Raw genomic sequence first — 10,943 nt, 5'->3', positions numbered from 1 at the left:
GCAAACGTCGATGAGAGCTGGATCGACACCGACGTAGACGCACTTTTCACCAAAGTGCTGGGCCGGGACGTCCATGTCATCAACGACGCTGATGCCGCCGGTCTAGCAGAGGTGCAATACGGAGCGGGCAAGGGCGTATCAGGAACGGTCCTCGTGGTGACTCTCGGCACCGGCATCGGGTCAGCCTTCATTTTTGACGGAAAGCTCGTACCGAATGCCGAGCTGGGGCACCTCGAAATTGACGGGCACGACGCTGAAACCCAGGCCTCAGCCGTAGCCCGCGAACGCCTTGGGCTGAGTTGGGACGAATACTCAGTCAAGCTGCAGCGCTACTTCTCCCACGTCGAGTTCCTTTTCTCGCCTGAACTTTTCATTGTCGGCGGCGGCATCTCAAAGCGAAGCAAGGATTTTCTTCCCAACCTGTCGCTGCGGACGCCGATCATCCCTGCGGAACTACGCAACCACGCCGGAATCGTAGGTGCAGCCCTGCAGGCGGCACTCCACTTCAAAAGCGAGCCAGTCGAGGCGAGATGACGCCGGTGGCGGCCGCCACGGGAGCAGCCGACGCATTGGCGCAGCCATAGCGCAGCGCTGTTCCCGTGACGGCTACGCCGTTAAGAGGCGGACGATGAATAACGAGCCAGGTTCCGGAAATCCGGACCTGACGTTTGGTGCCGGTGGTGGCGTCGGCTTCCCCTCCGCAGCCACCACCGGAGATTAGGTGGCCGTGAGCGGCCGCTGGGTGCCCGCGGGAACTTTCATTTTGGTGGCCGCAGCTTCGACCCGGAGTTTCTCGATTGCTTTCTCGAAATCCTCGAGCGATTCGAAGCCCTGATAAACGCTCGCGAAGCGAAGGTAGGCTACCTGGTCCAGCTTCTGTAGAGGACCGAGAATTGCGAGGCCAATCTCGTGGGCATCGATCTCAGCGACGCCGCTTGCGCGGATTGACTCTTCGACCTCCTGAGCGAGAAGCGCGAGGTCATCGTCTGTGACAGGACGGCCTTGACACGCCTTGCGTACGCCGCTGATCACTTTGCTGCGACTGAACGGTTCGGCCACTCCCGAACGCTTGATGACGGAAAGGCTGGTGGTCTCGACCGTGGTGAAGCGCTTGCCACACTGCGGACATTGCCGGCGACGGCGAATTGCCGACCCGTCATCTGCGAGCCGACTGTCCACTACACGGGAATCGGAACTGCGGCAGAACGGACAGTACATGCCACCCCTCCGTTTCAGCGTCGCATCTACAGCATTGCCACGGAACTGCGCCTAGGACGCAGTGCCTCCGTGACATCCATTCTAGGACTAGATGTAGTAAAACTACAACAGTGTTATTACTACATGTGGTGGTTTGGCCGTGTCAGGCGGCGACGGCCCATGCCCAACACGCTAGGGGAAACGCACTCTCACGGCATCGCCGTGGCCCGGCAGATCTTCAGCCTGTGCCAACTGGATGACGTGCTCGCTTACCTCCCGCAGCGCATCAGCACTGTAGTCGATCACCTGCATCGCGCGGAGGAACGTAAACACGCTCAATCCCGATGCAAACGCTGCGGTGCCCGCCGTTGGAAGGACGTGGTTGGAGCCGGCGCAATAGTCACCCAGGCTCACGGGGCTGTAGTCCCCCACGAACACTGCACCCGCGTTCCGGATCCGGGCAGCAACTGCCGGCGCCTGAGCGGTCTGGATCTCAAGGTGCTCCGCAGCGTAGGCATCGCACACAGCAATGCCGTGTTCGACGTCGTCAACAAGTATTGTTCCGGACTGCGGCCCTGCCAGCGCCGTTTCCACCCGCTCGCGGTGCCGCGTGGCCTGAACCTGCACCGAAAGTTCGGTGCGAACGGCGTCAGCAAGCCCCACGGAGGGGGTGATGAGCACCGATGCAGCATTCGGGTCGTGCTCCGCCTGGCTGATGAGATCAGCGGCGACGAGTCGCGGCTGTGCCGTGTCGTCCGCCAGTACAGCGATCTCCGTGGTTCCCGCTTCAGCGTCGATCCCCACGACGCCCTTGACCAGGCGCTTGGCTGTGGCGACGTAGATGTTACCCGGACCGGTGACGACATCCACGGGCTCGATCGCAGCCCTGCTGCCGTCCCCGGGCACCCCGTACGCAAACGCCGCGATGGCCTGCGCACCCCCGATGCCGTACACCTCGTGGATGCCGAGCAGCTCAGCGGCCGCCAGGATCACCGGGTGCGGCATCCCCCCGAAGTCCTTGTGCGGCGGTGATGCCAGCGCGATGGACTGCACACCGGCCGCCTGCGCGGGCACCACGTTCATGACGACGGACGAGGCGAGGACCGCGAGTCCGCCGGGGACGTAGAGCCCCACACGGTCCACCGGAACCCAGCGCTGGGTGAGCGCCGCCCCGGGGCGAATGTCGACGACGACGTCCTGGGGCTTCTGCGCCTGGGCGAAGGTTCGGGCGCGGTCAATTGATTCTTCCAGGGCAGCGCGCACATCAGGGGCGAGTGATCGAAGGGCTTCAGTGAGGGCTTCGGCAGGCACCCGCGGATGCAACTGGTCAACGCCGTCGAAGCGCTGCGCCAATTCCGAAAGCGCATCGAAGCCATGCGTCCGCACACTGGTGATGATGTCCTCGACGCGCGACGCGACCGAGTCGAACGACGCCGTGGTGCTGCGGGGCATTGCCGCCCTCAGCTCGGCCGCGGAGAGATGCGTTCCGCGCAGGTCGATCGTGCGGAAGGCGTCAAAGGAAACAGGGGCGGTCTGGGCAGTCACAGCCGCAATTCTACCGGCGGCGGTCCCACTGTCCGCGCAGTAGACCCCGGTGCCGCACTTACTGTTTCGGCTTCATGAGCAGCAGACCCAGCAATGACGCCAGAAAGACAACCAGCGCGGTGGCTGCCGGCCAGATCGCGGCAACCCCCAGGGAGCGCAGGACGAAGGGAAATTCGGATTCACCACCGGAAAACAAGACCCCGAGTCCCTGGCCGACCGCTACCGCCAGGACCGAACCAAGCATGCTTCCCGCGACAGCCGTGACCACCCGCTGCCACGCACCCGGTCGATCCAGCCTGTTGGTGAGCAACCAGCCGACAACAATGCCGGCCACCAGTTCCAGACCGCCGAGCACAAGGTCGCGGTTCAGCCAGGTCTCGGCCTCCGAACGGTCGCCATAGAGGCCGCCGCCGGGCGAGGCAAACCACCACAGGACGCCGAGCACCGGGCCGAGCAAAGCCATGGCGGCAGCCCACCAGAGCAACGACGACGGCGGTACCGGCGTCGACGCGGCAGGACCGGCATAAACCGGCGGTGGATAGGTACCGCGCTCGGCGGCTGATTCGTGCATCTGATTACCCTAACCGGCGCGCCGGGGCGTCTTATGCATCAAGACACGTCGGTCCGAGCAGAACCTTGAGGTCACCGAAAAGCGCGGGAGTCGGGTTCACGCGCAGATCGACCGGCAGGGAGAGAACAGAGAGCTGCCGCTCCTTGCGCACGTGAAGGCGCACTTCGGAGTTACCGCGGTGCTGCCTGAGAACCGAGCCGAGTTCGTGGATCACCGGCTCGGTGGCGCGGTGATGAAGCATCGAGATGACCACGGGGCCGGAATGTCCCTCCGTCAGGTCCGGAACGGAAAGTTCCTGCGCGTTGAGGGTGACGGTGCCGTCATCGCGACGCTGGAGACGCCCGCGCACCACCACGATGAGGTCCTCCTCGAGGACCGACGCTATGGGCCCATACACCTGGCCGAAGAACATGACCTCCATGGACCCGCCGAGGTCCTCAATCTCCGCACGGGCATAGGCGTTCCCGCTGTTCTTTGCGATCCGGCGCTGCAGGGAGGTGATCATGCCGGCGATGGTGACCATGGCGCCGTCGGCCGGGCCGTCCTCACCGATGATTGAGGTGATCGCAGAGTCCGCATGCTGGCTCAGCAACGCGTCCAGACCCTTCAGCGGGTGATCGGAAACATAAAGACCAAGCATGTCCCGCTCGAACGCGAGCTTGTCCTTCTTGGCCCACTCCGGAAGGTCCGGAACCTCGACCGACAAGCCGGTGCCGGCGTCGGGGTCGTCGAAGGCGCTGAAGAGGTCGAACTGGTTGGCAGCCTCGTTCCGTTTGAGTACGACGACGGAATCCACCGCTTCCTCGTGGATCATCGCCAACGCGCGGCGAGGGTGGCCCAGCGAGTCGAAGGCACCGGCCTTGATCAGTGATTCGATGGTTCGCTTGTTGCAGACCACTGCGGGAACCTTCTGCAGGAAGTCGGCGAAGGAATCGAACGCGCCCTTCTCTTCACGGGCACCAACCATGGCCCCCACCACATTGGCGCCCACGTTACGGATGGCTCCCATGCCGAAGCGGATGTCCGTACCGACCGGCGTGAAGTTCACGCTGGATTCGTTGACGTCGGGTGGCAGCACCGTGATGCCCATGCGCCGGCACTCATTGAGGTACAGCGCGAGCTTGTCCTTGTCGTCGCCCACGCTGGTGAGCAGCGCGGCCATGTACTCGGAGGGGTAGTGGGCCTTCAGGTACGCGGTCCAGTATGCGACCACACCGTACGCAGCGGAGTGCGCCTTGTTGAATGCGTAGTCCGAGAACGGCAGGAGGATGTCCCACAGGGTCTTGACGGCGGCGTCGGAATAGCCGTTGTCCTTCATGCCCTGGGAGAAGCCGGCGAACTGCTTGTCCAGCTCTTCCTTCTTCTTCTTGCCCATGGCGCGTCGGAGGATGTCCGCCTGGCCCAGCGAGTATCCGGCGACCTTCTGGGCGATGGCCATCACCTGCTCCTGATACACGATCAGGCCATAGGTGGTATTCAGAATCTCCGCAAGAGACTCCTCCAGCTCCGGGTGAATAGGAGTGATTTCCTGAACGCCGGTCTTTCGGAGTGCGTAATTGGTGTGCGAGTTGGCACCCATGGGTCCAGGGCGGTAGAGCGCGATGACAGCAGAGATGTCTTCGAAGTTGTCCGGGCGCATCAGTTTCAGGAGGGAGCGCATGGGACCGCCGTCGAGCTGGAAGACGCCCAACGTATCGCCGCGGGCAAGGAGCTCGTAGGACTCCTTGTCCTCGAGCGGGAGGGTTTCAAGATCGAGCTCGAAGTCCCGGTTGAGCTTGATGTTCTCCAGCGCGTCGGTCATGATCGTCAGGTTTCGCAGACCGAGGAAGTCCATCTTGATCAGGCCGAGGCCCTCACAGGTCGGATAGTCGAACTGCGTGATGATCTGGCCGTCCTGGTCACGGCGCATGATCGGGATGATGTCGATCAGCGGTTCGGAGGACATAATGACGCCGGCCGCGTGCACGCCCCACTGCCGCTTCAGGCCCTCAAGGCCCAACGCGGTCTCGAAGACCTTCTGCGCGTCTGCATCGGCCTTCAGCAGTTCGCGGAGTTCCTCTGCTTCGGAGTAGCGCTTGGCGTCCTTGTTGTGAACGTCCGCCAGTGCGATGCCCTTACCCATGACGTCCGGCGGCATTGCTTTGGTGAGCCGCTCCCCCATGGAGAACGGGTAGCCCATGACGCGCGAGGAATCCTTCAGTGCCTGCTTGGCCTTGATCGTTCCGTAGGTCACAATCATTGCCACGCGTTCGTCGCCGTACTTCTCGGTGACGTACCGGATCACTTCCGCCCGGCGTCGATCATCGAAGTCGACGTCGAAGTCAGGCATCGACACGCGGTCCGGGTTGAGGAAGCGTTCGAAGATCAGGCCGTGACGCAACGGGTCAAGGTCGGTGATCCGCATCGCGTACGCCGCCATCGAACCCGCACCGGACCCACGGCCGGGGCCCACCCGAATGCCGTTGTTCTTGGCCCAGTTGATGAAGTCGGCGACCACGAGGAAGTAGCCGGGGAAACCCATCTGGGAGATGACGCCGACCTCATAGTCCGCCTGCTTGCGGACGTCATCGGGGATGCCCTCGGGGTAACGATAGTGAAGCCCCTTCTCCACTTCCTTGACGAACCAGGACTGCTCGTTTTCCCCTTCCGGGACCGGGAAGCGAGGCATGTAGTTGGCGCTGGTGTTGAACTCGACGTCGCACCGCTCCGCGATGAGCAGCGTGTTGTCGCAGGCCTCCGGATAGTCGCGGAATATTGCGCGCATCTCGGCCGGCGACTTGAGGTAGAACTCGTCGGCGTCGAACTTGAACCGCTTCGGGTCCGCCATGGTGGAGCCCGACTGCACGCAGAGCAGCGCTGCGTGGGCCTTCGCGTCTTCTGCGTGGGTGTAGTGCAGGTCGTTGGTGGCCACGAGGGGAAGGCCCAGTTCACGGGCCAGCTTGATGAGGTCCGCCTGGACGTTCCGCTCGATATCTAGCCCGTGGTCCATCAACTCACAGAAGAAGTTGTCCGGGCCGAAGATGTCGCGGAAGTCTGATGCTGCCTGCACAGCCTCGCGGTAGAGACCCAGCCGAAGCTTCGTCTGCACCTCCCCGGAGGGGCAGCCGGTGGTGGCGATCAGCCCCTTGCCGTAGGTCTGCAGCAGGTCCCGGTCCATGCGCGGCTTGTAGAGGTATCCCTCAAGCGAAGCCAGAGACGACATGCGGAAGAGGTTGTGCATCCCCTCCGTGGTCTCCGACCAGAGGGTCATGTGCGTATACGCGCCGGCGCCGGAGACGTCGTCGCGCCCGCCGCCGCCCCACTGGACGCGGGTCTTGTCAGCTCGGGCGGTTCCCGGCGTGAGATATGCCTCGACGCCGACGATCGGCTTGACGCCGGCGTTCCGTGCCTTGTTCCAGAAGTCGAATGCACCGAATACGAAGCCATGGTCCGTAGTGGCAAGCGCGTTCATGCCGAGTTCGGTGGTGTGGCTGAACAGATCGTTCAGACGGGCGGCGCCATCGAGCATCGAATACTCGGTGTGGTTGTGAAGGTGGACGAAGGAGGAGGACGGAGCTGAAGAAACCACCAGCTCATTCTACCGAGCGCCGAACATCGGGGCGGCTCTGCGCTGGGGGTGTCGGATCTCAAACAGTCCCGTTGCCGAGGGCGTCAAGAGCATACTGCAGGTCCATCGGGAATGCGCTTTCGACAACCACCCGCTCACCACTCCGGGGATGCTCGAAGGACAGCATGCTCGCGTGCAGCCACTGGCGCGTGAGTCCCAGCTCCGCCGCCAGCCGCGGATCGGCACCGTAGGTGAGATCACCGGCACACGGGTGCCGAAGTGCCGAGAAGTGGACGCGAATCTGGTGCGTACGCCCAGTTTCGAGGCGAACTTTGACCAGGCTCGCCTTTCCAAAGGCTTCTTCCACCGAGTAGTGGGTGATCGACGGACGGCCGTCTTCCATCACGGCGAACTTCCAGTCGTGTGCCGGATGGCGCCCGATGGGCGCGTCGATCGTTCCCTCGAGCGGGTCCGGCAGGCCCTGGACGAGGGCGTGATACTGCTTGTCGACAGTGCGGTCGCGGAAAGCCTGCTTCAGAACGGTGTAGGCGTGCTCGCTCTTGGCGACGACCATTGCGCCTGAGGTTCCGACGTCAAGCCGGTGAACAATCCCTACCCGCTCGGGCGCCCCGGAGGTGGAGATCCGGTAACCGGCACCCGCGAGGGCTCCGACGACGGTTGGTCCGACCCATCCGGGCGAGGGATGGGCAGCGACACCTACCGGCTTGTCGATGACCACGAAATCTTCGTCATCAAGCAGGATGTCCATTCCCTCAACGGGCTCGGCCACTATCTGCAGTGGGTCCGGTTCGTCAGGCACGACGACGGTGATGCGGCTTCCAGCCACGGCGCGGGCAGACTTCTGGACGGGGGCACCGTCCATCGTGACGTAACCACTCGTGCACCACGCCGCAGCGGTGGACCGTGAGGCCCCCGTCAGGCCGGCGACGACTGCGTCCAACCGCTGCCCGGCCGAAGACTCGGGGACGTCGTAGGTGCTAGGGGCGCTCGTCATCGACGACCTCGGCATCGCTTACCTCTTTGTGTTCTTCGTTGCTGCGCCGACCGTCCAGCCCGATGCCCCGAAGTGTGAGCAGGCAGATGAGGATCACACCGCTCACGACGGCGGTATCGGCGATATTGAAGATGGCGAAGTTCGGCAAAGCAATGAAATCAACGACATGTCCCTGCCCGAAAGCCGGTTCGCGGAACAGGCGGTCCGTGAGGTTGCCGAGCGCACCTCCGAGAACCAGGCCGAGCGCTACAGCCCAGCCTTTCGAAGCGACCTTGCGAATCTGCGTGATGATGGCGATGGAGACCAGGGCCTGGATGATCGTGAAGACCCAGGTGATTCCCGTTCCGATCGAGAATGCCGCGCCGGAGTTGCGTATGAAGTGCCAGCTCAGGACAGGTGGCAGAACTTCGGTAACCTGCCCTTCAACCATGGTGGACACGACCCACATCTTGGTCAGCTGATCGATGATGTAAGCGACAAGCGCGAAGGCAATCAACAGCAGCGCGTAGCGTGCTCCGATCCTTTTGCCGTGCTTGCGGTGCGTACGGCCTGATTCGTGGCCTGAGGCTTGGGGATGCTCGGTCATGGTGCTTTCAGTTGTACGCGCCGGGGGGCGGCGATGGACGCGGGCTCACATCCAGAGTACGTCAGAGGCCAGTCGCCGGATAAACCGGCAACTGGCCTCTGAAGCGTGCGGTGACTTAGACGTCAGCGGTTTCCGATGCAACGGAACCGCGGGAGTCGAGGTCGCGAAGCTGGCCTTCGATGTATGCCTTGAGGCGGGAACGGTAATCCCGCTCGAAGCTGCGAAGCTGCTCGACCTTGCGCTCCAGCACAGCCTTCTGCTGCTCGAGGGCGCCGAGAATCTTACGGCTCTTGTCCTGAGCATCGTTGACCAGGCCGCTGGCCTCGATCTGGGCTTCGGCGATGATCTTGTCGCGCTGCTCAACGCCGGCGTTGACGTATTCGTCATGAAGCTTCTGTGCCATTGCGAGGACACCGGCTGCGGACTCCGCGGTGTTGCCGTGCTGAACCGGGGCGGCAGCGGCGACGGGCTGAGGAGCGGGACGCTCTTCTACCTTCGGCGCTTCGACCTTGGGCTCCTCGGGCTTTTCCTCCTCGCGGACCTCTTCGGTCTTGGTGCTGGCGGCCACGGGAGCAGGGACCGCAGCGTTCTGCGACGTGCCCGTGGACACTTCCGAAAGCTGGCGGCGAAGGTCGTCGTTCTCCTGGTTCAACCGGCGCAGTTCGACGACGATCTCATCGAGGAAGTCGTCTACCTCGTCCTGGTCGTAGCCCTCGCGGAACTTGGTGGGCTGGAACCGCTTGTTGACAACATCTTCTGGCGTCAGGGCCATCTGGTCACCTCATAGTGGATTTAGTCGAAGCCGCCTGTCGAGCAGACCTGACAACGGTACTGAATTGTGGACGTGCTTGTGGAGGTTGATCCTCCTGCTTCACACCAATATGTGAGTCAGCGTATATCTTTTAGGTCTCGAAAACGAACCGGATTAAGCCAGTGCAAGCGAACCTGCAACGGCTTTGAGAATAGTCGCTCCCAGAAACACCACGATGAAAGCCAGATCCAACGACACGCCGCCCAACCGCAGTGGAGGAATGAGCCGGCGGAAGAGGCGGATAGGCGGGTCTGTAACCGCATACACCATCGAGGCGAGAACCAGCGCGAGCCGGCGGGGGCGCCAGCTGCGTGCGAACATCTGAACGGCGTCGTACACGATACGGATGATAAGCGCGAGCTGGAACAGCATCAGCACCAGGTAAAGCAGGGCGAAGACCAAGCTCACGTGTCAGTCACAGTCCTCTGGCATGAACGGAATAGTTATGAATACCAGTAAACCCCGTCAGCTTTGATTGAAGAAACTCGCCTGGCCGTCACTGGCCTTCTGGTCTTCGCCTAGGACCTCAATGTAGGAGGGTGACAACAGGAAAACCTTGTTGGTGACACGCTCGATCGAGCCATGGAGTCCAAAGACAAGACCGGCGGAGAAGTCAACGAGGCGCTTGGCGTCAGCCTCGCCCATGTCGGTGACGTTCATGATGACGGGAATGCCGTCACGGAAGCTCTCACCGATGATCTTCGCGTCGTTGTACGAGCGCGGGTGCACCGTGGTGATCTGGCGGAGCGATGAGGAATCCTCACGGGCGGACTGTGCACGCTTGATGGGAGTAACCGGGGCGCGGTACTCCTCGGGAGCCGCTTTGGTCACCGGCGCAGCCTCCACATGGCGCTCGTCACGGTCGTAGTCCACGGAGTAGTCCTCATTCCTGTGAGATGTCTTGGGCTCGGGTTCATAGTGCTCGTCACCGTCGGCGAGCCCAAGGTAGATCATTGTCTTGCGCAGTGCGCCAGCCATGGTAGCTCCTGTCATTCCTTTGTCATGCATCCATCAGGCATGATGGTCCAGGACGCCCCCTTGACGCCCGCGGTTACAGCTTTGACGCTACCCCAAGGGAGGGCGAGCACCGAGGACATCTGAGCCGACTCGCAGGTGTGTCGCACCTGCCTCGATCGCCTGTTCAAGGTCCCCGCTCATACCGGCCGAGATGCCCGTCGCCTGGGGATAGCGCGCGACGACGTCCGCTGAGATCCCGGCCAGCCGGCTGAAGGCGCGGCGTGCGTCTACCCCAAGCGGCGCGACCGCCATGACGCCTGCCAGCCTCAAATGAACGGCGTCGTCAATCCGTGCGGCGACATCGAGCACGGCAGAAGGGGGGGCTCCCCCACGCCCGGCATCATCCCCGGACAGGTTCACCTGCACATAGCAGTCCAGCAGAGAAGGTGGGACACCCGAAGCATGCTGCGGTGACGGGTCCAAGAGTTCAGCCCGCCGGACCATCGCCTTCTCAAGTGCGTCAACCAGCGAAAGGCGATCGACGGAGTGTACCGAGTGCGCATAGTTGACCACGGATCGGGCCTTGTTTGTCTGCAGCTGGCCAATGAAGTGCCAGTGCAGCCGCGGGTCAGCGACTGCTAGCGCTTTAGCGGCTGCCTCCTGGTCCCGGTTCTCGCCGACGTCCAGGACTCCAAGCTCGGACAGCAGCACGAC

11 protein-coding genes are annotated in these 10,943 nt (G+C 62.8%); 1 reads left to right on the top strand and 10 read right to left on the bottom strand.

Annotation, left to right across the window (positions count from 1 at the left end; all coding sequences use genetic code 11):
* The coding region (locus RIF85_RS12200) for an ROK family protein (protein WP_309072173.1) at positions 1–534 on the top strand (534 nt) is incomplete at its 5' end.
* Between the two features lie 183 nt (positions 535–717).
* On the opposite strand, the gene nrdR is transcribed toward RIF85_RS12200, so the two are convergent.
* The 10 genes from nrdR to RIF85_RS12150 form a co-directional block, all read right to left on the bottom strand.
* Positions 718–1,218 (bottom strand): transcriptional regulator NrdR, encoded by a 501-nt coding sequence (gene nrdR, locus RIF85_RS12195; RefSeq protein WP_309072172.1) that lies wholly within the window; start codon positions 1,216–1,218, stop codon positions 718–720.
* Positions 1,219–1,389: 171 nt separating this feature from the next.
* On the bottom strand, positions 1,390–2,742 hold the full coding sequence (hisD, locus tag RIF85_RS12190; protein WP_309072171.1) for a histidinol dehydrogenase: 1,353 nt from the start codon (positions 2,740–2,742) through the stop codon (positions 1,390–1,392).
* Between the two features lie 58 nt (positions 2,743–2,800).
* The gene (locus tag RIF85_RS12185) at positions 2,801–3,313 is read right to left on the bottom strand and encodes a hypothetical protein (protein WP_309072170.1); all 513 of its coding nucleotides are present in this window, start codon (positions 3,311–3,313) and stop codon (positions 2,801–2,803) included.
* A 31-nt stretch (positions 3,314–3,344) separates the two neighbouring features.
* Positions 3,345–6,881 (bottom strand): DNA polymerase III subunit alpha, encoded by a 3,537-nt coding sequence (dnaE, locus tag RIF85_RS12180; RefSeq protein ID WP_309072169.1) that lies wholly within the window; start codon positions 6,879–6,881, stop codon positions 3,345–3,347.
* 58 nt (positions 6,882–6,939) lie between these two features.
* Positions 6,940–7,875 carry an RluA family pseudouridine synthase gene (locus tag RIF85_RS12175; protein ID WP_309072168.1) on the bottom strand — a complete coding sequence of 312 codons (936 nt, stop codon included), beginning with the start codon at positions 7,873–7,875 and terminating at the stop codon, positions 6,940–6,942.
* Entirely contained in the window at positions 7,859–8,461 is a 603-nt protein-coding gene (gene lspA / locus RIF85_RS12170) for a signal peptidase II (RefSeq protein ID WP_309072167.1), read from the bottom strand. The genes RIF85_RS12175 and lspA overlap by 17 nt, the downstream gene beginning before the upstream one ends.
* 115 nt (positions 8,462–8,576) lie before the next feature.
* A complete protein-coding gene (locus tag RIF85_RS12165; protein WP_309072166.1) occupies positions 8,577–9,233 on the bottom strand; it encodes a DivIVA domain-containing protein in 657 nt (218 codons plus the stop codon).
* A gap of 153 nt (positions 9,234–9,386) precedes the next feature.
* A complete protein-coding gene (locus tag RIF85_RS12160) occupies positions 9,387–9,680 on the bottom strand; it encodes a YggT family protein (protein WP_309072165.1) in 294 nt (97 codons plus the stop codon).
* Positions 9,681–9,737: 57 nt separating this feature from the next.
* Positions 9,738–10,250 carry a cell division protein SepF gene (locus RIF85_RS12155; RefSeq protein WP_309072164.1) on the bottom strand — a complete coding sequence of 171 codons (513 nt, stop codon included), beginning with the start codon at positions 10,248–10,250 and terminating at the stop codon, positions 9,738–9,740.
* 87 nt (positions 10,251–10,337) lie between these two features.
* Positions 10,338–10,943, bottom strand: a 606-nt coding sequence (locus tag RIF85_RS12150; RefSeq protein ID WP_309072163.1) for a YggS family pyridoxal phosphate-dependent enzyme, incomplete at its 5' end; no start/stop codon positions are given.

The sequence above is a fragment of the Arthrobacter sp. genome, assembly GCF_031179385.1.
GTDB lineage: Bacteria > Actinomycetota > Actinomycetes > Actinomycetales > Micrococcaceae > Arthrobacter_D.
This window is presented reverse-complemented; position numbering and strand designations above follow the sequence as displayed.

Bases quoted from the DNA above. Each gene is read 5' to 3' on its own strand.
- nrdR (WP_309072172.1), bottom strand. From the start codon at position 1,218: ATGTACTGTCCGTTCTGCCGCAGTTCCGATTCCCGTGTAGTGGACAGT.
- RIF85_RS12185 (WP_309072170.1), bottom strand. From the start codon at position 3,313: ATGCACGAATCAGCCGCCGAGCGCGGTACCTATCCACCGCCGGTTTAT.
- RIF85_RS12175 (WP_309072168.1), bottom strand. From the start codon at position 7,875: ATGACGAGCGCCCCTAGCACCTACGACGTCCCCGAGTCTTCGGCCGGG.
- lspA (WP_309072167.1), bottom strand. From the start codon at position 8,461: ATGACCGAGCATCCCCAAGCCTCAGGCCACGAATCAGGCCGTACGCAC.
- RIF85_RS12165 (WP_309072166.1), bottom strand. From the start codon at position 9,233: ATGGCCCTGACGCCAGAAGATGTTGTCAACAAGCGGTTCCAGCCCACC.
- RIF85_RS12155 (WP_309072164.1), bottom strand. From the start codon at position 10,250: ATGGCTGGCGCACTGCGCAAGACAATGATCTACCTTGGGCTCGCCGAC.